19 protein-coding genes are annotated in these 20,343 nt (G+C 70.2%); 10 read left to right on the plus strand and 9 right to left on the minus strand.

Annotated elements, in window-relative coordinates; all coding sequences use genetic code 11:
• Nucleotides 1-990, plus strand: a complete 990-nt coding sequence (moaA, locus tag BLU79_RS20940) for a GTP 3',8-cyclase MoaA (protein ID WP_093907338.1) — start codon at nucleotides 1-3, stop codon at nucleotides 988-990.
• Between the two features lie 99 nt (nucleotides 991-1,089).
• Here the strand turns inward: moaA and BLU79_RS20945 are convergent, their stop codons facing one another.
• Together BLU79_RS20945 and BLU79_RS20950 are read right to left on the minus strand one after the other, a co-directional pair.
• On the minus strand, nucleotides 1,090-1,299 hold the full coding sequence (locus tag BLU79_RS20945; protein WP_093907339.1) for a hypothetical protein: 210 nt from the start codon (nucleotides 1,297-1,299) through the stop codon (nucleotides 1,090-1,092).
• Between the two features lie 228 nt (nucleotides 1,300-1,527).
• Entirely contained in the window at nucleotides 1,528-1,926 is a 399-nt protein-coding gene (locus BLU79_RS20950) for a DUF3099 domain-containing protein (protein ID WP_093907340.1), read from the minus strand.
• A gap of 246 nt (nucleotides 1,927-2,172) precedes the next feature.
• Between BLU79_RS20950 and BLU79_RS20955 the strand changes: the two genes are divergently transcribed.
• Complete coding sequence (locus tag BLU79_RS20955; protein ID WP_093907341.1) at nucleotides 2,173-2,454, plus strand: GlsB/YeaQ/YmgE family stress response membrane protein; 282 nt, start codon at nucleotides 2,173-2,175, stop codon at nucleotides 2,452-2,454.
• A gap of 102 nt (nucleotides 2,455-2,556) precedes the next feature.
• Here the strand turns inward: BLU79_RS20955 and tyrS are convergent, their stop codons facing one another.
• The 3 genes from tyrS to BLU79_RS20970 all read right to left on the minus strand — a co-directional run bounded on the left by tyrS (nucleotide 2,557) and on the right by BLU79_RS20970 (nucleotide 6,806).
• Complete coding sequence (gene tyrS / locus BLU79_RS20960; protein ID WP_093907342.1) at nucleotides 2,557-3,825, minus strand: tyrosine--tRNA ligase; 1,269 nt, start codon at nucleotides 3,823-3,825, stop codon at nucleotides 2,557-2,559.
• Nucleotides 3,826-3,891: 66 nt separating this feature from the next.
• The gene (locus BLU79_RS20965; protein ID WP_093907343.1) at nucleotides 3,892-5,286 is read right to left on the minus strand and encodes a metallopeptidase TldD-related protein; all 1,395 of its coding nucleotides are present in this window, start codon (nucleotides 5,284-5,286) and stop codon (nucleotides 3,892-3,894) included.
• Nucleotides 5,283-6,806 (minus strand): TldD/PmbA family protein, encoded by a 1,524-nt coding sequence (locus BLU79_RS20970; protein WP_093907344.1) that lies wholly within the window; start codon nucleotides 6,804-6,806, stop codon nucleotides 5,283-5,285. The genes BLU79_RS20965 and BLU79_RS20970 overlap by 4 nt, the downstream gene beginning before the upstream one ends.
• A 241-nt stretch (nucleotides 6,807-7,047) precedes the next feature.
• On the opposite strand from BLU79_RS20970, the gene fabG reads away from it, so the two are divergent.
• The 3 genes from fabG (at nucleotide 7,048) to BLU79_RS20985 (ending at nucleotide 9,038) form a co-directional block, all read left to right on the plus strand.
• Nucleotides 7,048-7,752 (plus strand): 3-oxoacyl-[acyl-carrier-protein] reductase, encoded by a 705-nt coding sequence (gene fabG, locus BLU79_RS20975; protein WP_093907345.1) that lies wholly within the window; start codon nucleotides 7,048-7,050, stop codon nucleotides 7,750-7,752.
• 5 nt (nucleotides 7,753-7,757) lie between these two features.
• Complete coding sequence (fabI, locus tag BLU79_RS20980) at nucleotides 7,758-8,525, plus strand: enoyl-ACP reductase FabI (RefSeq protein ID WP_093907346.1); 768 nt, start codon at nucleotides 7,758-7,760, stop codon at nucleotides 8,523-8,525.
• Between the two features lie 162 nt (nucleotides 8,526-8,687).
• Nucleotides 8,688-9,038 (plus strand): hypothetical protein, encoded by a 351-nt coding sequence (locus tag BLU79_RS20985; RefSeq protein WP_093907347.1) that lies wholly within the window; start codon nucleotides 8,688-8,690, stop codon nucleotides 9,036-9,038.
• On the opposite strand, the gene BLU79_RS20990 is transcribed toward BLU79_RS20985, so the two are convergent.
• Complete coding sequence (locus tag BLU79_RS20990; protein WP_093907348.1) at nucleotides 9,016-9,708, minus strand: FadR/GntR family transcriptional regulator; 693 nt, start codon at nucleotides 9,706-9,708, stop codon at nucleotides 9,016-9,018. The genes BLU79_RS20985 and BLU79_RS20990 overlap by 23 nt on opposite strands.
• A 70-nt stretch (nucleotides 9,709-9,778) precedes the next feature.
• Here BLU79_RS20990 and BLU79_RS20995 point away from each other — a divergent pair, with 70 nt between their 5' ends.
• The 4 genes from BLU79_RS20995 to BLU79_RS21010 all read left to right on the plus strand — a co-directional run bounded on the left by BLU79_RS20995 (nucleotide 9,779) and on the right by BLU79_RS21010 (nucleotide 12,248).
• Entirely contained in the window at nucleotides 9,779-11,080 is a 1,302-nt protein-coding gene (locus BLU79_RS20995) for a CynX/NimT family MFS transporter (RefSeq protein ID WP_093907349.1), read from the plus strand.
• Nucleotides 11,081-11,129: 49 nt separating this feature from the next.
• Nucleotides 11,130-11,246 (plus strand): SGM_5486 family transporter-associated protein, encoded by a 117-nt coding sequence (locus BLU79_RS49140; RefSeq protein WP_093907350.1) that lies wholly within the window; start codon nucleotides 11,130-11,132, stop codon nucleotides 11,244-11,246.
• Between the two features lie 211 nt (nucleotides 11,247-11,457).
• Nucleotides 11,458-11,664 carry a hypothetical protein gene (locus BLU79_RS21005; protein WP_093907351.1) on the plus strand — a complete coding sequence of 69 codons (207 nt, stop codon included), beginning with the start codon at nucleotides 11,458-11,460 and terminating at the stop codon, nucleotides 11,662-11,664.
• 65 nt (nucleotides 11,665-11,729) lie between these two features.
• Nucleotides 11,730-12,248, plus strand: coding sequence for a SixA phosphatase family protein (locus tag BLU79_RS21010; protein WP_093907352.1), 519 nt, complete (start codon nucleotides 11,730-11,732; stop codon nucleotides 12,246-12,248).
• A 115-nt stretch (nucleotides 12,249-12,363) separates the two neighbouring features.
• Here BLU79_RS21010 and serB read toward each other — a convergent pair whose 3' ends face one another.
• Both serB and BLU79_RS21020 read right to left on the minus strand, forming a co-directional pair.
• A complete protein-coding gene (gene serB, locus BLU79_RS21015; RefSeq protein WP_093907353.1) occupies nucleotides 12,364-13,572 on the minus strand; it encodes a phosphoserine phosphatase SerB in 1,209 nt (402 codons plus the stop codon).
• A gap of 344 nt (nucleotides 13,573-13,916) precedes the next feature.
• Nucleotides 13,917-16,430 (minus strand): streptophobe family protein, encoded by a 2,514-nt coding sequence (locus BLU79_RS21020; RefSeq protein ID WP_256333400.1) that lies wholly within the window; start codon nucleotides 16,428-16,430, stop codon nucleotides 13,917-13,919.
• A gap of 240 nt (nucleotides 16,431-16,670) precedes the next feature.
• On the opposite strand from BLU79_RS21020, the gene BLU79_RS21025 reads away from it, so the two are divergent.
• The gene (locus BLU79_RS21025) at nucleotides 16,671-19,229 is read left to right on the plus strand and encodes an ABC transporter ATP-binding protein/permease (RefSeq protein WP_177001101.1); all 2,559 of its coding nucleotides are present in this window, start codon (nucleotides 16,671-16,673) and stop codon (nucleotides 19,227-19,229) included.
• Nucleotides 19,230-19,338: 109 nt separating this feature from the next.
• Here the strand turns inward: BLU79_RS21025 and BLU79_RS21030 are convergent, their stop codons facing one another.
• Nucleotides 19,339-20,112, minus strand: coding sequence for a transglycosylase SLT domain-containing protein (locus tag BLU79_RS21030; protein WP_093907355.1), 774 nt, complete (start codon nucleotides 20,110-20,112; stop codon nucleotides 19,339-19,341).
• Nucleotides 20,113-20,343: the final 231 nt, after the last annotated feature.

Genomic DNA, 20,343 nt, shown 5'->3' on the forward strand with positions numbered 1-20,343 from the left:
GTGCTCATCGACACCTACGGCCGAGTGGCCACCGACCTGAGGGTTTCGCTGACGGACCGCTGCAACCTGCGGTGCACCTACTGCATGCCCGAGGAGGGCCTGCAGTGGCTGGCCAAGCCCGACCTGCTCACGGACGACGAGATCGTCCGCCTGATCGACATAGCCGTCACCACCCTGGGCATCGAAGAGGTCCGCTTCACCGGCGGTGAGCCCCTGCTGCGCCCCGGGCTGGTCGGCATAGTCGAGCGCGTCGCCGCGCTGACCCCCCGCCCCCAGATGTCCCTGACGACGAACGGCATCGGCCTCAAGCGCACGGCGGCCGCCCTGAAGGCGGCGGGCCTCGACCGGGTCAACGTCTCCCTGGACACCCTGCGCCCCGACGTCTTCAAGGCCCTCACCCGCCGCGACCGCCACAAGGACGTCATCGAGGGCCTGTACGCCGCCCGCGACGCGGGCCTGACCCCGGTCAAGGTCAACACGGTCCTGATGCCGGGCCTGAACGGCGACGAGGCCCCCGACCTCCTCGCCTGGGCCGTGGAGCACGACTACGAACTGCGCTTCATCGAGCAGATGCCCCTGGACGCCCAGCACGGCTGGAAGCGCGACGGCATGATCACGGCCGGCGACATCCTGACATCCCTGCGCACCCGCTTCGAGCTGACCCCCGAGGGCGAGGAGAAGCGCGGCTCGGCCCCGGCGGAGCGCTGGCTGGTCGACGGCGGCCCTCATGTCGTCGGCGTCATCGCCTCCGTCACCCGCCCGTTCTGCTCGGCCTGCGACCGCACCCGCCTGACGGCCGACGGCCAGGTCCGCACCTGCCTGTTCGCCCAGGAGGAGACGGACCTGCGAGCGGCACTGCGCTCCGGCGCCCCCGACGAGGAGATCGCCCGCATCTGGCGCCTGGCGATGTGGGGCAAGAAGGCGGGCGCGGGCTTGGACGACCCGAGCTTCGTCCAGCCGGACAGGCCGATGTCCGCTATCGGCGGCTAGCTGGGACGCCCCTAAAGGGGAGCGGGGAACTGCGCGAGCAACCACAACGAAGCCGCACCCGCCATGCAACCGAGGTCACCCCGGGCAGATGGCGTTCCCTCAATCCTGCCGCGCTTCCCACTCTTCGAGCAGCACAACGTCCTTCAAGAACCCCCGCACCCCAAGAAACTGCGACAAATGCTCGCGATGCTCCTCACAGGCGAGCCACGTCTTCCGCCGCTCCGGCGTATGAATCTTCGGGTTGTTCCAAGCCAGCACCCACACGGCGTCAGCACGGCAGCCCTTGGCAGAACAGATCGCGTCACTCACTGATTCGTCTCACACGGATTCGTCGCACAAAAAAGGCGACGCCGAGCAGCCACGGGGGGAGCTGCCCGGCGTCGGTCCATCGCTCCGACGGGGGATGCGGAGCGTCCACGAAGTATGTCACGGGTAACCCGTCCCCCGGCACCGGAACAACACTATTGATCTGAGCTTTTCCTGAGCTTGGCGCGGAGCCGACCCCCCCTGACTTCCGGAGGAAACCGCTCCGCAGTGTCACGCCCCGTCGCGCGGTTTGCTTTGTGCGCCCGGCGCGGAGTCGTCCGCCACATCTTCCGGGACGGATTCCGCAGAACCGTCATTCGTCCGCGGCGGCGCGATCATCGGCCGCATCGGCGCGCTCACGAACGTCGACGGCAGACCCGGCGCATTCTCACGCCCCGCGTTGGCGATCACCACCGCGATGTACGGCAGGACCGCCCCGAGCACCAACGCCACGATCGCGACGTGCCGTTCGACGTTCCACAGCGAGGCAGCGAGGATCACCGACACCGTACGGACCGACATCGAGATGATGTACCGGCGCTGCCGGGCGCGCACATCGTCGTGGAGGCCCGCCCGGGCCCCGGTGATCCGGAACACCTGGGCGTTGTCGCCGGCATGCAGCTTCCGCATCAGATTCCACCATCCGCCCGCATCGGACTCTCCCCAGTGCCCGTACCCGTCCGCCCCCGGTCGGGGACCCGGGCCAGGACACCTTCCACGGTACGCCCCGCCTGCGCCGCCTACGAGACCGGGGCCCCTGCCACCTGGGGCAACGCCGTCAGTCGTCACGCGTACGGCGGTACCCGGCATGCGGCGTACCGGCGCCGGACCAAGACTGGCCGGGAGGCTCACCCCGAGCCGTAGGAGGAGGCAGCGATGGGCTGGTTGTGGGCGATCATCGTCGGATTTGTGCTGGGTCTGCTCGCGAAGGCGATCATCCCGGGCAAGCAGCACAGCCCCCTCTGGCTGACCACCATCTTCGGCATTCTCGGCGCCGTCGTCGGCAACGCCGTCGCCCGGGGCTTCGGCGTGGAGGAGACCAGCGGCATCGACTGGAGCCGGCACATCTTCCAGATCATCGCCGCGGTGATCATCGTGTACCTGGGCGACATGCTGTACATGGCGACGCTGGGCAAGCGCAAGCAGCAACGCACCTGACCTTCGGAACACGCCCAAGGGGCGGCCCCCCTCGGGGAAGCCGCCCCTTGGGCGTGCATACGTTTCTACAGGGGCCCTCTCCTGTACGGCCCCGCAGCTCCGTCAGGCGCCGGTGACCTCGACCGCCGCCAGGTTCTTCTTCCCCCGCCGCAGCACCAGCCACCGCCCGTGCAGCAGGTCCTCCTTCGCGGGCACCGCGTCCTCGCCGGCGACCTTGACGTTGTTCACGTAGGCGCCGCCCTCCTTCACGGTGCGCCGCGCCGCGGACTTGCTGGCCACCAGGCCGACCTCGGCGAAGAGGTCGACGACCTGGCCGAGCTGCTCGACCTGGATGTGCGGCACCTCGGAGAGGGCCGCCGCCAGCGTCCGGTCGTCCAGCTCCGTCAGCTCGCCCTGGCCGAAGAGGGCCTTCGACGCGGCGATCACGGCGGCCGTCTGGTCGGCGCCGTGCACCAGCGTCGTCAGCTCCTCGGCCAGCGCACGCTGCGCGGCACGGGCCTGCGGACGCTCCTCGGTCTGCTTCTCCAACTCCTCCAGCTCCGCACGGGACTTGAAGGACAGGATGCGCATGTAGGTGGAGATGTCCCGGTCGTCCGCGTTCAGCCAGAACTGGTAGAACGCGTACGGCGTCGTCATCTCCGGGTCGAGCCAGATGGCGCCGCCCTCGGTCTTGCCGAACTTGGTGCCGTCCGACTTGGTCATCAGCGGCGTCGCCAGAGCGTGCACATGGGCGTGCGGCTCCAGTCGGTGGATCAGGTCCAGGCCCGCGGTGAGGTTGCCCCACTGGTCGCTGCCGCCCTGCTGGAGCGTGCAGCCGTGCCGCCGGTACAGCTCCAGGAAGTCCATGCCCTGGAGCAGCTGGTAGCTGAACTCCGTGTAGCTGATGCCCTCTTCGGATTGCAGTCGACGGGCGACCGAGTCCTTGGTCAGCATCTTGTTGACACGGAAGTGCTTGCCGATGTCCCGCAGGAACTCGATGGCCGACAGGCCGGCCGTCCAGTCCAGGTTGTTCACCATCACCGCGGCGTTCTCGCCCTCGAAGGACAGGAACGGCTCGATCTGCGCGCGCAGGCGGTTCACCCAGTTCGCGACCGTCTCCGGGTCGTTCAGCGTGCGCTCGGCCGTCGGGCGGGGGTCGCCGATCTGGCCGGTCGCGCCGCCCACCAGCGCCAGCGGGCGCAGGCCCGCCTGCTGGAGGCGGCGCATGGTGAGGACCTGCACCAGGTGGCCGACGTGCAGGCTGGCCGCGGTCGGGTCGAAACCGCAATAGAACGTGACGGGACCGTCCGCGAGCGCCTTGCGCAATGCGTCCTCGTCAGTGGACAGGGCGATCACGCCACGCCACTTCAGCTCGTCGACGATGTCCGTCACGGTTCTCGTGTCTCCTCGATGATCTTCGGGCAGTCGGGTGACAACCGACTGCGAACGCCTACGAGGTTATACGCCCTGACTGACAGAGCTCATGTTGAAATCGGGGATGCGCAGCGCGGGCATCGCCGCCCTGGTGAACCAGTCGCTCCACTCCCTGGGCAGGGTCTTCTCCGTGCGCCCCGCCTCCGTCGCCCGCCCCAGCAGCCCCACCGGCGACTCGTTGAACCGGAAGTTGTTGACCTCGCCGGTCACCTCACCGTTCTCGACGAGGTACACCCCGTCCCGGGTCAGGCCGGTGAGCAGCAGCGTTGCCGGGTCGACCTCGCGGATGTACCACAGGCAGGTCAGCAGCAGGCCGCGTTCGGTGTTCGCGACCATCTCCTCGAGCGACACGTCCTGGCCGCCGTCCAGGATCAGGTTGTCGATGCCCGGCGCCACCGGCAGACCGGTCAGCCCCGCGCTGTGGCGGCTGGTCGTGAGGTGCTTCAGGTCGCCCTCGCGCATCCACTCCGTGGTCGCGAGCGGCAGCCCGTTGTCGAACACCGACTGGTCGCCCCCGGAGGAGTGCGCGATCACGAAGGGCGCGGACTCCAGCCCCGGCTCGTTCGGGTCACTGCGCAGCGTGAGCGGCAGCTCGGTCAGCTTCTCGCCCACGCGCGTCTTGCCGCCGGGCTTGGAGAACACCGTCCGGCCCTCGGCCGCGTCCCGCCCCGACGCCGACCACAGCTGGTAGATCAGCAGGTCGGCCACGGCGGTCGGCGGCAGCAGCGTCTCGTACCGGCCCGCCGGCAGCTCAAGGCGCCGCTCGGCCCAGCCGAGGCGCACGGCCAGCTCCGCGTCCAGCGCCGTAGGATCCACGTCCTTGAAGTCCCGGGTGGAGCGTCCCGCCCACGCCGAGCGGGTACGGTCCGGCGACTTGGCGTTCAGCTCCAGCGTCCCGTTGGGCTGGTCGTGCCGCAGCCGGAGCCCCGTGGACGTGCCCACGTACGTCGACACCAGCTCATGGTTCGCGAAGCCGTACAGCTCCCGCCCGCCCGCACGCGCGCGTGCGAACGCCTCACCGAGCGCCGGTGCGAAGTCGGCGAACACGGTGGACGACGTCTCGCCCGGAGCGTCCGTGAAGTCCGGCGACGCCGGTACGCCCGTCACCAGCGGCTGCGCGTCCTCGGCGGGCCCGGCACCGCGCGCGGCGGCCTCGGCGGCGCGCACCAGCGGCTCCAGCTCCTCCACGGTCACGGCGGACCGCGACACGACGCCGGAGGCCGTGCCCTCCTTGCCGTCTACGGTCGCGACGACGGTGAGCGTCCGCCCGCGCGTGACGCCGTTCGTGGTGAGCGCGTTGCCCGCCCAGCGCAGGTTGGCGGTGGACTGCTCGTCGGCGATGACGACACACCCGTCGGCCTGCGACAGCTCCAGGGCCCGCTCGACGATCTCGTGCGGCTTGTTGGTACGGGCGCTCATCGACCGGCCTCCTGCGTGGTGTTCAGAATGTTGACTCCCTTGAAGAGGGCCGACGGGCAGCCGTGCGAGACCGCCGCGACCTGCCCCGGCTGCGCCTTGCCGCAGTTGAAGGCACCACCCAGGACGTAGGTCTGCGGCCCGCCCACCGCGGCCATGGACCCCCAGAAGTCGGTGGTCGTGGCCTGATAGGCGACGTCCCGCAGCTGCCCGGTGATCCGCCCGTTCTCGATCCTGAAGAACCGCTGCCCGGTAAATTGAAAGTTGTAGCGCTGCATGTCGATCGACCAGGACCGGTCGCCGACGACGTAGATCCCGCGGTCGACGCTCCCGATCAGATCCTCGGTGGACATCCCGGCCGGGTCCGGCTGAAGCGACACATTGGCCATGCGCTGCACCGGCACATGCCCGGGCGAGTCGGCGAACGCGCACCCGTTGGACCGCTCGAACCCGGTCAGCTTCGCGATCCGCCGGTCCAGCTGGTAGCCGACGAGCGTGCCGTCCTTCACCAGGTCCCAGGACTGGCCCGCGACGCCCTCGTCGTCGTATCCGATGGTCGCGAGGCCGTGCTCGGCGGTGCGGTCACCGGTGACGTTCATCAGGTCGGAGCCGTACCGGAGCTTGCCGAGCTGGTCGAAGGTGGCGAAGGAGGTGCCCGCGTAGGCGGCCTCGTAGCCGAGGGCGCGGTCCAGTTCGGTGGCGTGGCCGATGGACTCGTGGATGGTCAGCCACAGGTTGGAGGGGTCGACGACGAGGTCGTACGGACCCGCCTCGACGCTCGGCGCCCGCATCTTCTCAGCGAGCAGCTCGGGGATGCGGGCCAGCTCGTCGTCCCAGTCCCAGCCGGTGCCGGTCAGGTACTCCCAGCCGCGTCCGACGGGCGGCGCGATGGTGCGCATGGAGTCGAACTCGCCGCTCGACTCGTCGACCGACACGGCGGTCAGCTGCGGGTGCAGCCGTACCCGCTGCTGGGTGGTCACGGTCCCGGCGGTGTCGGCGTAGAACTTGTTCTCGTGGACGGTGAGCAGCGAGGCGTCGACATGATTGACCCCGTCCGCCGCCAGCAGCCGCCCGCTCCACTCCGCCAGCAGGCCCGACTTCTCCTCGTCGGGCACGGTGAACGGATCGATCTCGTACGACGAGATCCATGTCTTGTCGGTGTGCACGGGCTCGTCGGCGAGCTCCACCCGCTCGTCCGACCCGGCGGCCTTGATCACCTGGGCGGACAGCTTCGCCATCGCCACCGCCTGCGACGCGACCTTGGCGGCGGCGTCCAGCGTCAGATCCACCCCGGAGGCGAACCCCCAGGTCCCGCCATGCACGACCCGCACCGCGTACCCGAGGTCGGTGGTGTCCGACGACCCGGCGAGCCTGGCGTCCCGCAGGCGCCAGGATGCGCTGCGCACCCGCTCGAACCGGAAATCAGCGTGCTCGGCACCCAGCGCACGCGCGCGTGCCAGCGCCGCGTCGGCCAGCGCGCGTAGCGGAAGCGCCGTAAAGGCTTCGTCGATCGTATGAGGCACGGAGGTCTCCCTGCTGTCGTGGCCTGTCGGCACCGATCATGTCGCGCGGGCGGGGCCATGGACCACACGTTTCCGGCTGGAGTCCGCATCTTTCTGTAGGGACCCGACAGTGACACCCGTACGCCACTGTCGGTGCCCGAATGTCCCAGGACGGGACCGGCCCGATAGGTTTTCGGAGAAGCCGCCTGTCATCCAGCTGTTCGGGCGGGTGTGTCAAGACCCCTATCGAAAGGGTGATCCGTTGAGCCGCTCGGTTCTCGTCACCGGAGGCAACCGGGGCATCGGCCTCGCCATCGCCCGCGCTTTCGCCGACGCCGGCGACAAGGTCGCGATCACATACCGCTCGGGTGAGCCGCCGGCCGGCTTCCTGGCCGTCAAGTGCGACATCACCGACACCGAGCAGGTGGAGCAGGCCTACAAGGAGATCGAGGCCGAACACGGCCCGGTCGAGGTGCTGATCGCCAACGCCGGCGTCACCAAGGACCAGCTCCTGATGCGCATGTCCGAGGAGGACTTCACCTCGGTCATCGACACCAACCTCACCGGCACCTTCCGTGTGGTCAAGCGCGCCAACCGAGGCATGCTGCGGGCCAAGAAGGGCCGCGTGGTGCTGATCTCGTCCGTCGTCGGGCTGTTCGGCGGTCCCGGCCAGGCCAACTACGCCGCCTCCAAGGCCGGCCTGGTCGGCTTCGCGCGCTCCCTCGCCCGTGAGCTGGGCTCGCGCAACATCACCTTCAACGTCGTCGCGCCCGGCTTCGTCGACACCGACATGACCAAGGTGCTCACCGACGAGCAGCGTGAGGGCATCGTGAAGCAGGTGCCGCTCGGTCGTTACGCGCAGCCGGAGGAGATCGCCGCGACGGTGCGGTTCCTCGCCTCGGACGACGCCTCGTACATCACTGGAGCCGTCATCCCCGTTGACGGCGGACTGGGAATGGGTCACTGATCACCATGAGCGGAATTCTCGAGGGCAAGCGCGTCCTGATCACCGGTGTGCTGATGGAGTCCTCCATCGCCTTCCACGCCGCCAAGCTGGCCCAGGAGCAGGGTGCCGAGATCATCCTGACCGCCTTCCCGCGGCCCACGCTGACCGAGCGCATCGCCAAGAAGCTCCCCAAGCCCACCAAGGTCATCGAGCTCGACGTCACCAACGACGAGCACCTCGGGCGCCTTGCCGACGTCGTCGGTGAGGAGCTCGGCGGCCTCGACGGCGTGGTGCACTCCATCGGCTTCGCGCCGCAGGACGCGCTCGGCGGCAACTTCCTCAACACGCCGTTCGAGTCGGTCGCCACGGCCATGCACGTCTCGGCGTACTCCCTGAAGTCGCTGACCATGGCCTGCCTGCCGCTGATGCAGAACGGCGGCTCCGTCGTCGGCCTCACCTTCGACGCGCAGTACGCCTGGCCGCAGTACGACTGGATGGGCCCCGCCAAGGCCGCCCTGGAGGCGACCAGCCGCTACATGGCGCGTGACCTGGGCAAGCAGAACATCCGCTGCAACCTCGTCTCGGCCGGCCCGATCGGCTCCATGGCCGCCAAGTCCATCCCGGGCTTCGCCGAGCTGGCCTCCGTGTGGGACGACCGTGCCCCGCTGGAGTGGGACCTGAAGGACCCGGAGCCGGCCGGCCGCGGCATCGTCGCCCTGCTGAGCGACTGGTTCCCGAAGACCACCGGCGAGATCATCCACGTGGACGGCGGCCTGCACGCCATCGGCGCCTGATCTCTTCGTACGTCGTCGACGCCCCGTTTCCCGCAGTGCGCGGGGAGCGGGGCGTCACCCGTTCGGCCCAGTCGGCCGGGCGGGGGAGACCCGCGACCGCGCACTCTGGAGTACGCGTTCACTACGCGAGCCCCTCCCCCTTACGGCCGAGGAGGTCCCCTTGTGCGCTTGTCCCGCCGCCTGGCCTCAACGACCGTCGCCGTCGCTCTCGTCCTGCCGCTGCCGTACGAGGCGATCGCCCACGCGCGCGTGCATGCCGCCGCACCGGAGCCGGAGGAGCCGTTCGGCTCCGAGTGCCGGATCCGCGTCACCGGCTCCCAGGTGACCGCGTACTGCCACAACCCGTACCCGGAGACCGACCGGGTGAGCCTGCACGTCGAGTGCGCCCGCTGGTGGGACCTCGACAGCGACGGCTCCTCGGTGGACGCCGAACCGGCGCAGACCGTGCGGCTGACCGCACGCTGCTGGAAAGAGGTCGGCTCGGTGTGGGTCAGTCACCTGCGGGAGAGCTGAAGCGCCCCGGACGGCACAGGAACGGATAGCTCGCCGCCTCCGCCGCGGCAGCCGCCGCGTCGCCCGAGCGGATCGCGTCGACCAGCCGCCCGTGGTCCATGTGCGTCTCCGGCGTCAGCTCCTCGCCCACGTCCTCGCGCAGCCAGTCCCGCAGCACCTCGCCGAGGTCCGCGTACATCGCGGTCATGACGTCGTTGTGGGAGGCCGCCACCACGGCCAGATGGAAGGTCGCGTCGGCCGCCACGAACGCCTCCGCGTCACCCGACGCCCAGGCCTCCTCGCGCCGCACCAGCAGCGCGTCCAGCTGCTTGAGGTCCTTCTCCGTGCGCCGCTCGGCGGCCAGCTTCGCGGCTGCCGACTCCAGCGTGGACCGCAGCTCGGCGATGTGCCGGGGGTCGGCGTCGGCGAAACGGCGGTGCATCACGCCGGCCAGCTCGCTGGTCGCCACCACATAGGTGCCGGAGCCCTGGCGGATGTCCAGCAGGCCGTTGTGCGCGAGCGCGCGGACCGCCTCGCGGACGGTGTTGCGGGCCACACCGAGCTGTTCGACCAGCTCGGGCTCCGTCGGGATACGGGAGCCGACCGGCCATTCGCCCGAGGTGATCTGGTTCCGCAAGGCCGCGATGACCTGCTCGGACAGCGCCGAGCGGCGGGGGTGGCTCAGGGGCATGGCACACCTTCGCACGGGAGGGCCGGGACCGGGCGGCCCGGGGGTGGACAACCAATCATCCCATGATTCTATGATGGTGGACATGGTGAGCGAGCAGACCCGGATGACGACGTCGACATCCATACGCACTTCGGAGGCCGGCGAGCCCCAGACGGCCTCCACACGCACGTGGACGACACGGCTGCTCGTCCTCGGCATCGTGCTGTCCGCGCTGAACCTCCGCCCCGCCATCACCAGCCTCGGTGCCCTCCTCGAAGAGGTCCGCGACGGGCTCGGCATGAGCGGCAGCGTGGCCGGAGTGCTCACCTCCGTGCCCCCGCTCTGTTTCGCCCTCTTCGGCGTCATGGCCCCACGGCTCGCCCGCCGCTTCGGCCCCGGCGCGGTGGTGTGCGGCGGCATGGTCGCCATCGCCGCCGGACTGCTGCTGCGCCCCTACGCGGGCAGCACGGCCGGCTTCCTGGCCGCCAGCGCCCTCGCCCTCATGGGCATCGCCGTCAGCAACATCCTGATGCCGGTCATCGTCAAGCGCTGGTTCCCGGACCGGGTCGGCTCCATGACCGGCCTGTACTCGATGGCCCTCGCCCTCGGCACCGCGTCCGCGGCCGCGGTGACGGTGCCCATGACCGAGGTGATGGGCGGCAGTTGGCAGACCGGCCTCGCGGTGTGGGCGGGCCTGGCCGCGGCGGCCGTACTACCGTGGATACCGTTCGTGCGGCAGCGGGGCGCGGGGCCGGCCGACCCGGTGGCGGCGAGGCAGGAGCACGCGCGCGTGGAGCAGCCCGGGCTGCGGATCACCAGGAGCCGTACCGCCTGGGCGCTGGCCGTCTTCTTCGGGCTCCAGGCCACCGCCGCCTACATCACGATGGGCTGGATGGCGCAGATCTTCCGGGACGCCGGTGTGCCCGCGTCCACGGCCGGGCTGCTGCTCGCCGTCACGATGGTGATGGGCGTGCCCCTGGCCTTCGTCATCCCGCGCCTGGCCACCCGGCTGCCGCACCAGGGCCCGATCGCCATCGCGCTCGGTGTCTGCGGACTCGCGGGCTACGCCGGCCTGTACTTCGCGCCGGCCGCCGGCGCCTGGGCCTGGGCGCTGCTGCTCGGCGTCTCCAACTGCTCCTTCCCGCTGGCCCTCACGATGGTCGGGATGCGGGCCAGGACCGGCGCGGGCGTCGCCCAGCTGTCCGCCTTCGCGCAGAGCACCGGCTATCTGCTCTCCATCCCGGGCCCGCTCCTGGTGGGCGTGCTCTACCAGCACAGCGGCGGCTGGGGGCTGCCCCTCGCGCTCATGACCGGCCTGATGATCCCGCAGATGCTGGTGGGCGTCCTCGCGGGACGGAACCGCACGGTGGAGGACGAGGCGGCCCGGCCCTAGGCCTCACCCCGGCGCAGTCGGCGCGGGCGGAGGGTGCGAGACTTGCCGTATGCCAGTGCTCGACCCGAACCCCCGGAACGGCCAGAAGAAGATGCTGCTCGTCTTCGGCGCGTTCTTCGCCATCTTCGTGATCATCGGCATCGTCGCGACGATCGCCTCTCCCTGACGCCACTCTCCCTGACGCCACTCTCCTCGACGCACGCCTCCCTGACACAGGCCGTCATGCCGATGGTGGGGCTAGCACCACCATCCCCTAGGGGGTAAGTGTCAGGGTCAACTGGGTGGATCACCGGATGGGTTGTGGGCCGGAGGTTCCGTAGTTTCGAAGTGTGACCGCGAGAGGCGGACACGGACCACTCGGAACCTGCGGAGGCATCATGTCGGCCCGTACGCACACCCCGGCCCACCCGGCGTCCACGGGCCGTGCCGACATCCGGCTGCCCTGGTGGGCCCTCGCCCTGCCGACGCTCGCCTTCATCACGCTGCTGACGCTGATACTCAACCCGTCCGACGCGCAGGCGGCGACCGCCGAGCCCGCGATCACCCAGCTCTTCGAGCGCATACAGCAGCTGATCATGCGCTGAGCACGGCCGAAGCGGCACGTCAACTACCTGCGCCCCATGGCCTGTTTCATGCGAAGCTGGGACTCATGAGCGTCGCAGAACCCCGCAGGATTGTCCTCTTCCGGCATGCGAAAGCCGACTGGCCACAGGTGACCGACCACGAGCGGCCGCTCGCAGATCGGGGCCGAATGGACGCGGCAGAGGCCGGACGCAGGCTGACCGACACCGCCATCCCCTTCGATCTGGCCCTGTGCTCCACCGCGACCCGGACCCGCGAGACCTGGAAGCTCGCCGTCCACGAGTTCCCGCACCGGCCGAAAACGGTCTACGAAGAGCGGATCTACGAGGCCTCGCCCGGCGAGCTGATCGCCGTGCTCAACGAAACACCCGACGACGCGCAGAACATCGTGCTGATCGGCCACAACCCGGGCGTACAGGGCCTCGCCGAGATCCTGTCCGGCACGGCCGAGGGCGACGCCCGCGACCGGATGAGCCGCCGCGGCTTCCCGGCCGCGGCCTTCGCCGTGCTCTCCTTCAGCGGCACCTGGAAGACGCTGGAGCCCGGGGTGGCCACGCTGGTCGACTACTGGGCCCCGTCGGAGTGACCGACCCACGCGAAGGGGCCCGGCACCGCCTGGTGCCGGGCCCCTGTGCATGCAAGGCCCCAGGTGCGTGCGTGCTGTCAGGCCCGGATCAGCACCGTGCGGTACATCAGCCTCATCAGTCCTCTTCGTGCATGTCCGCGGCCTCGACCTCTTCGCGGGTGACGCCCAGCAGATAAAGGACCGTGTCCAGGAACGGCACGTTCACGGCCGTGTGCGCGGCCTCCCGCACCACCGGCTTGGCGTTGAAGGCGACGCCCAGGCCGGCCGCGTTGAGCATGTCCAGATCGTTGGCACCGTCACCGATCGCCACCGTCTGGGACAGCGGCACACCCGCCTCGGCGGCGAATCGGCGCAGCAGGCGTGCCTTGCCCGCCCGGTCCACGATCTCGCCGGTGACCTTGCCCGTCAGCTTCCCGTCGACGATCTCCAGCGTGTTCGCCTGGGCGAAGTCCAGCCCGAGCCGCTCCTTGAGATCATCGGTGACCTGGGTGAACCCGCCCGAGACGACACCCACTTGGAAGCCGAGCCGCTTCAGCGTACGGATGAGCGTGCGCGCGCCCGGCGTCAGCCGCACCTCGCTGCGCACCTTCTCCACCACCGAGGCGTCCAGCCCCTCCAGCAGCGCGACGCGTGCGTGCAGCGACTGCTCGAAGTCCAGCTCCCCGCGCATCGCGGCAGCCGTCACCTCGGCCACCTTGTCCTCGCAGCCGGCGTGCGCGGCGAAGAGCTCGATCACCTCGTCCTGGATGAGCGTGGAGTCCACGTCCATGACGACCAGGCGCTGCGCGCGCCGATGCAGACCCGCCGCGACGACCGCGATGTCGACACCCAGTGCCGCCGCGTCGGTCACCAGGGCGGTGCGCAGCGGCTCGGTCTCCACGCCGGACACCGCGAACTCCACCGCTGTCACCGGGTACTTGGCGAGCCGGAAGATACGGTCGATGTTGCCGCCCGACTTGGTGATCTTGGCGGCGATCGCGGCGGTCGCCTCGGCGGTGAGCGGGTGCCCGAGCACGGTCACGAGGGACCGTCCGAGCCCACGGGGCCGGTTGTCACCGCGGCCGGAGATGATCTCCGCCTGCATCTTCATCGACTCCGCCCAACTGTGGACGGTTGCCCGCAGATCACCCTCCATCCCCGCGGGAGGCGGCGTCACGAGCGCGCACAGTGTGATCCGGCCACGGGTGACGACCTGCTCGATGTCGACCACGTCGACGGAGTAGGCGGCCAGAGTGTCGAAGAGTCCGGCCGTGATACCAGGCCTGTCCTTCCCGAAGATCTTGACGAGAAGAGTGGGGATGTCGGAGGTCTGCGAAGCGCTCATGGTGCCTCCACCGTATCCGGCACTCAGTGCCTGGCGCCCCTGAGGTCCGTCTAGCGGACACGGAACAGTGGGTGTCGCTCGGATGGCGCGAGTCTTACATGCGGGCCACGGGCGTGCCAGTGCCTGTGATTCGGCACAGGGGTGCCTGTGAGGTTGGGGCGGGGCGTGCCGGAGCTTCGAGGCGTATGGCCGCTGTGCCTGAGGGCTCGCGCGAGGGTGCGACCACCCCCAAGCGTGCTTGCCCTCTCCGCGCAGAGGCGAGTACTCCCCGTCGGCGCAGCACGCGGGAGGCGGGTACCTCTTGCCCGCGCAGCACGCGGCCGCAGCGCGTTCCCCGGTACGGACTACGGGCGTCCCTTGGGCTTCCCCGGCGGCGGGGGAGGAGGCGGCGGTGGCGGAGGCGGCGGAGGCGGCGGTCCCTCGCTCCCTCCGGACGACGACCGGTTCCCACGCCGCCGAGGAGGCCGGGGCTGCCTCGGGGGCGGTTCGAACGGCCGGGCGACCGTGGGCGCGCCGTACATGTCGTCGCCGGTGGGGGGCGGCGGGTCACTGGACGCCCGGTCACCGGACTGCGGGTCACCGGGCCGCTGTGCATCGTCACGCCCCGCCCGCGCGTTGCGCCCTGGCCCTGCACCGCGCGCCCAGTCCACGTCGCCTTCCGGCCCCGTGTGCTGTCCCGCCTCGCTGCCGTGCCCTCGCCCTGTGCTTTGTCCTGGCCCTGTGCCGTATTCCGGCCTTGCGTCATATCCCGGCCCTGTGCTCTGTCCAGGCCCCGAGCCGTATCCAGGCCCCGAGCCCTGCCCCCGCCCTGCGCCTTGTCCCCAGCCTGCGTCGCGCCCGAGGCCTGGGCCACGCCCCGACCCTGCGTCGCGCCCCGAACCCTCGTAACGCCCCCAGCTGGCGTCACCTGCCGACCTCGCATCCGGTCCGCGTGCCTCGTCGGACCACGAGGCACGCTCAGCAGGCGGGGCCGCGCCCGGAGGTCGTGCGTCCTCCGGTTCGCGCAGTTCCTCCGGCATGCGCAGGTACGGATTCGTCGCCGGGTTCGGTGGCCGGTACGGCGTGCCGGGCGTGTACGGCCCCGACCGGCTCCCGTACGGCAGAGCTCCCGGACCCTCCGTCGCCGTGGCCCCGGCACCCGGCGTTCCCGCCACTCCCGCCGTACCCGCCGTACCCGCCCCCGCACCCCCAGCCACGCTCAGAGCCAGCGGCGCCGCCCGCTGCCCCGCCGCCCCGCTCGCCCGGGCCAGCAGCGCACCCACGGCACCCGCCGCCGCGCCCCAGGCCGCCCCGAGAAGCAGCGCCATGCCGAGGTTCCCCCGCAGCTCCACCCCGGCGCCGAACGCGTCGAAGCCCAGCACCGACAGCGAGGCGTCCACGGACACTTCCGTCAGCCACGCGAGCAACGGCAGCGTCAACGCCGTCGCGATCCCGAGCCGCAGCGCACACCGCCCGGCGAATCCGAGGGGCCCCGGATCCCGTACGCCCCCGACGCCCGGCCCTCCAGAGGTGCCGGCTCCCGATGGCCGTACGACAACCGAATCCGGCCCTCCGACGGCCCCCGACCCCGATGCCCGCACCTCCCAAGAGCCACCCGTGCCACCCACCGGCCCGGAACCCGAAGCAGTCCCCGCACCGGAAGCCATCCCCGCACCTGAAGCCATTCCGCCTCGCGAGCCCCACCCCCCGCCAGACCCGCCGACCCCGACCCCGCCCCCGGTCTCAATCCCGGCGGCCCAGCCCGCGACCCCCACAGGCGTCCGCACCGCGGTCAGCACCCCCGCGAGCAGCATCATCAGCCCCGCCGCCACCCCCAGCAGCCACACGCGCCCGTCCAGCTCCGCCAGCCTGCTCAGGGTCACGGACTGGTCGCCGCCGCTGTTCAGCAGGTCGTCCAGGGGATCCGGGAGCAGGCCGGCCAGAACTCCTGTCGCCTTGCCGTCGAACGGGACGAACAGGCCGATCGGGATGCCGAGCCACACGCCGTTCGGGGCGCCGAGCAGGGCGGCGCCCGCGATGCGCTTGGGGTGGGCGTCGCCGATCGCCGCGATCGCCGCAGCCGCGAACCCGGCCGCGACCGCCACCAGCAGCACCGTGACGAGGGCGGACGCGGCGGGCCGTACGACGCGGTGCACGGCCTCCCAGCCGCGCGGCAGCGGGGTGCGGCGCGAGGCCAGCAGGGCGATCAGCAGGATGCCGACGGACCAGCCCAGGCCGCCCAGCAGGGTCGGCGCCGTGTCCACCGTGAAGCCGACCGCCGCCTTCGCGTCGATGAGGTCGCCGATCTGGTCGGGCAGCAGCCCACCTATGTCCCCGATGTCGCCCACCCCGGGGATCTCGACACCGCCGTCCCCGCCCGTGCCCGGCAGGTCGTCGAGCCCCAGCGAGCTCCCGTCGATCGTGATGACGTCGTGCCCCGCCCACGCGAGCCCGCCCAGTGTCGCCACGAACAGCGCGACCACCGCGCCCGCGCGCGCGAGAAGTTCGGCCGGCGCGATCACAACACCCGCGCCCCGCAAGGACCGTAAGAAGAACCACGACAGCAGCACCGCGCCGACCAGGCTCACACCCAGTGGCGTGATCTCGATGGCGGTCGTCGCCTCCGCGCCCGTCAATCCGAAAGCGGACACATCACCGGACGGCGTGACGGAACCACCCGCCCCAAGGGCCACCACCGCCGCGGTCATCGGGCCCAGAGAGGCGGCCTTGTCCGCCTCCAGCAGATGCAGACCGAGCGCCGCCGTGCCGGCCATCCCGATCAACGCCCAGCTCACCGAGGCGATCGCGGACAGCAGGATGTCCCCCCACGGCAGCCTCGTGCCGTGCCTCGCGCTCTCGACGTTCGTGGACGCGCTCATGGCAGACCCCCCGATCCGCGGCGCGGCCGGCTCGCCGCGCATGTCCCCCTCGCGTGGATTACCACTCTCCGGGCTGGTTTCAACCCCGTCAACGGAACCAGTCGAAGCACGCGCGCGTGGTCTTCATAAGGCCCGACTTTCAGTCAGGGGGCGGAGCCTGAAATAGTTCCCGACGATGTTCGACATCCCTAGACTCCCTGTGTTGGGGGTAACTCGGGGGACTACTCAGTGGGGCGTGGAGTGCCGGAACTCGTACTGGAATTGAATGGACGGACCTGGACGCTCGACCCGTCCAGGTCCTATGCACTCGGACGCGATCCGCAGGGCGACATCGTGTTCGACGACGCCAGGGTGTCCTGGCGGCACGCCACGATCAGCTGGAGCGGCCGTAGTTGGGTCATCGAGGACCACGGCAGCACCAACGGCACGTTCGTGCAGGGCCAGCGGATCCATCAGCTGGAGATCGGCGCAGGCTCGGCCGTACAGCTGGGCAACGCGACCGACGGACCTCGCCTGAACCTCTCCGGCAGCGCGGACGCCGTCGCCCCACCGCAGGCCCAGCCACAGCAGCAGCCGTACGCCGCGCAGGGCGCGCAGGCCGGCTGGGCCCAGCCGGCACCCGCTCAGCAGATCCCGCAGCAGCAGGCGCCGGCCCAGCAGGTCCCGCAGCAGCAGGCACCGCAGGCCGGATGGCAGCAGCCGCAGCAGGCCGCCGCGCACATTCCGGCGCAGCACGGTCCCGGTGGTGGCGCGGGGGCGCCGCCGGTCTACGGCGACCGGAGCCCCACCACGTTCCACCAGTTCTCCATCGGCCGTGTCATGCGTATCGGCCGTGCCCTGGAGAACGAGCTGGTCGTCTCCGACCTCCAGGTCTCCCGGCACCACGCCGAGTTCCACACGACGCCCGACGGCCGTATGGAGATCCGCGACCTCGGCTCGCACAACGGCACCTACGTCAACGGCCAGCCGATCCCCAAGGGCGGCTCGGCGATGCTCGGCCCCACCGACATCGTGGGCGTCGGCCACTCCACGTTCCGCATCGTTGGCGACCGCCTCGAGGAGTTCGTCGACACAGGTGAGGTCTCCTTCTCCGCCCGCCATCTGACCGTCACGGTCGACGGCGGCAAGCAGATCCTCAAGGACGTCTCCTTCGGCGTCCCGGAGAAGTCCCTCGTCGCGGTCATCGGCCCGTCCGGTTCCGGCAAGTCCACCCTGCTCAAGGCGCTCACCGGCTACCGCCCCGCCAACCAGGGCGATGTCCTCTACGACAACCGGAACCTCTACAAGCAGTTCGCCGAGCTGCGCCAGCGCATCGGTCTGGTCCCGCAGGACGACATCCTGCACAAGGAGCTGACCGTCAAGAAGGCCCTGAAGTACGCGGCCAAGCTCCGCTTCCCGGCCGACACCACGGCCGCGGAGCGCGAGGCCCGTATCGACGAGGTGCTGCGCGAGCTGAAGCTGGACATCCACAAGGAGAAGAAGGTCACCTCCCTCTCCGGCGGCCAGCGCAAGCGTGTCTCGGTCGCCCTGGAGCTGCTCACCAAGCCGTCGCTGATCTTCCTCGACGAGCCCACCTCGGGCCTCGACCCGGGCATGGACCGCGACGTCATGCAGCTGCTGCGCGGTCTCGCCGACGACGGCCGTACGGTCCTCGTGGTCACCCACTCCGTGGCCGAGCTGGCGCTGTGCGACAAGCTCCTGGTGATGGCGCCGGGCGGCGCGGTCGCCTACTTCGGCCCGCCCGAGGAGGCGCTGAACTTCTTCGGCTACGACACCTGGGCCGACGTCTTCTCCGCCTTCGAGAACTACCGCGACTACGACTGGGCGGGACGCTGGAAGGGCTCGCAGCACTACCAGATCTACGCCGCGGACATCGACGCGATTGCCCCGCAGTCCGTACAGATGCCGCCGATGCAGGCGATGAAGCCGCCGAAGCCGCAGGGCTGGATGTCGCAGTTCCTGACCCTGGTGCGTCGCTATGTCTCGGTGATCGCCTCCGACAAGGGCTTCCTGGCCCTGATGGTGATCCTGCCGGCCGTCCTCGGCGCGGTGAGCCTGCTCATCGACGCGGACAAGGACCTGCTGGTCAACACAGAGGTGAACCCGAAGACCGGCCTGCCCGTCCCGAACGGCACGGCCACGACCGTCCTGCTGATCCTCGCGGTGGGCGCCTGCTTCGCCGGTGCCGCCAACTCCGTACGTGAGCTGATCAAGGAACGGGTCATCTACGAGCGGGAACGCGCGACCGGCCTGTCCCGGTCCGCGTATCTGATGTCCAAGGTCTTCGTGCTCGGCTTCATCACCGTGTTGCAGGGCCTGCTGGTCGGCGTCATCGGCTTCTCCAGCCGCACGATCCCCGACGAGGGCCTGGTCCTCGGCAACCTGACGCTTCTGGAGCTGTCGCTGCCGATCATGGCGCTGGGCTTCACCTCGATGATGTTCGGCCTGATCATCTCGGCGCTGGTGAAGACGGCCGAGAAGACGATGCCGCTGCTGGTCATGTTCGCGATCATCCAGGTCGTCTTCACCGGCTGCCTGTTCGCCCTGAACGGCTCGATCGGCGTCAACCAGTTCTCGTTCCTGATGCCGTCGCGCTGGGCGGTCGCCGCCGCGGGCGCCACGCTGGACTTCAACAGGATCAGCCCGCCCGCCAAGGGCGAGAGCAACGACCCGCTGTGGGAGCACACCGTCGGGGCCTGGAGCATGGACATGCTCGCCGTGATCGCCCTCGGCGTGATCTGCGGCTTCTTCGTGGCCCGCTTCCTGCGCCGCCACGAGCCCGAGGTCATGCGGAACTGATCGCTGTCGTACGGCTCTGATCGCTTTCTTGCGACGCCCGAAGGGCGGCACCCCGTCAGGAGGGTGCCGCCCTTCGGCGTATGCGAGTGGAGGCCTGCGCCTACCTCACTCAGTACGCGCTGTTGACGTTGTCGATCGAGCCGTACCGGTCGGCCGCGTAGTTGGCGGCGGCGGTGAGGTTGGCGACCGGGTCGTACTGGCTGAAGGCCGTGCCCGGGACGTGGTAGGCGTCGAAGGTCGGCTTGATGACCTGCAGCAGACCGATCGACGGGACGCCGTTCTGGGCGTTGATGTCCCAGTTGTTGATGGCGTTCGGGTTGCCCGAGGACTCCCGCATGGTGTTGCGGTACAGGCCGTCGTAGGTGCCCGGGATCTTGTGCTTCTTCATGATGTCCAGGGCCTCACGGATCCAGCCGTCGAGGTTGTTGGCGTAACTCTTGGCGGCGACCGGCTGGACCTGTATGCGCTTGGCGGACCGGCTCGCGGCCTCCTTGGCCTGGCGCGCAGCCTCGGCCTTCTTTGCGGCGGCAGCTTCGGCGGCCCGGTGCTTGGCGGCAGCCTCCGCGGCCCGGTGCTTGGCGGCAGCCACGGCGGCCCGGTGCTTGGCGGCAGCCACGGCGGCCTTGTGCTTGGCCGACATCTCCTCGGCCTTCACCTTGTCGCCGGCCAGCTGGTCGGTGACGCTGCCCTTGACGTCCTTGATCTGCTCATTGCTGTAGGCCACCTGGCCCGTGGAGAGCTCGGCCGTGGTCGTCTGGGCGTTGCCGGGGACGGCGGAGAAGGCGAGGGCGGCGGCGCCGAGCGTGGCGACACCCGCGATCGCGATCTTGTGCCGCTGGGTCAGCGCACGAATAGGACCGCGGTTCTTGGTGTTCTTGAGCATGGCAGATTGACCTCTTCGAATAGCGCGGAGGTCGCTCGCTGTCCGGCGGGGGACACGGGTGCTTCCGGCACAAACGCCGCGGGGAGAACCCACGGCGTTGAGCGACGAGAGCAATTCTTAGCGGCCGCAAAATTGCGTGGCAAAGGTGTGACGTACGATCCTCGATAGTGGAGCCGGGAAGGGCAAAATAGGACAGACGGGACCGTCTGTGCCGTTCAAATAGGACGCCCC

The sequence above is a fragment of the Streptomyces sp. cf386 genome (assembly GCF_900103585.1).
GTDB lineage: Bacteria > Actinomycetota > Actinomycetes > Streptomycetales > Streptomycetaceae > Streptomyces.

Coding starts and splice junctions, on each gene's coding strand:
- BLU79_RS21020 (WP_256333400.1), bottom strand. CDS start 16,430: ATGAGCGCGTCCACGAACGTCGAGAGCGCGAGGCACGGCACGAGGCTG.
- BLU79_RS20965 (WP_093907343.1), bottom strand. CDS start 5,286: ATGAGCGCCCGTACCAACAAGCCGCACGAGATCGTCGAGCGGGCCCTG.
- BLU79_RS20995 (WP_093907349.1), top strand. CDS start 9,779: ATGATGGTGGACATGGTGAGCGAGCAGACCCGGATGACGACGTCGACA.
- serB (WP_093907353.1), bottom strand. CDS start 13,572: ATGAGCGCTTCGCAGACCTCCGACATCCCCACTCTTCTCGTCAAGATC.
- BLU79_RS20955 (WP_093907341.1), top strand. CDS start 2,173: ATGGGCTGGTTGTGGGCGATCATCGTCGGATTTGTGCTGGGTCTGCTC.
- BLU79_RS21005 (WP_093907351.1), top strand. CDS start 11,458: ATGTCGGCCCGTACGCACACCCCGGCCCACCCGGCGTCCACGGGCCGT.
- BLU79_RS21030 (WP_093907355.1), bottom strand. CDS start 20,112: ATGCTCAAGAACACCAAGAACCGCGGTCCTATTCGTGCGCTGACCCAG.
- fabI (WP_093907346.1), top strand. CDS start 7,758: ATGAGCGGAATTCTCGAGGGCAAGCGCGTCCTGATCACCGGTGTGCTG.
- BLU79_RS21010 (WP_093907352.1), top strand. CDS start 11,730: ATGAGCGTCGCAGAACCCCGCAGGATTGTCCTCTTCCGGCATGCGAAA.
- BLU79_RS20950 (WP_093907340.1), bottom strand. CDS start 1,926: ATGCGGAAGCTGCATGCCGGCGACAACGCCCAGGTGTTCCGGATCACC.
- BLU79_RS49140 (WP_093907350.1), top strand. CDS start 11,130: ATGCCAGTGCTCGACCCGAACCCCCGGAACGGCCAGAAGAAGATGCTG.
- BLU79_RS20990 (WP_093907348.1), bottom strand. CDS start 9,708: ATGCCCCTGAGCCACCCCCGCCGCTCGGCGCTGTCCGAGCAGGTCATC.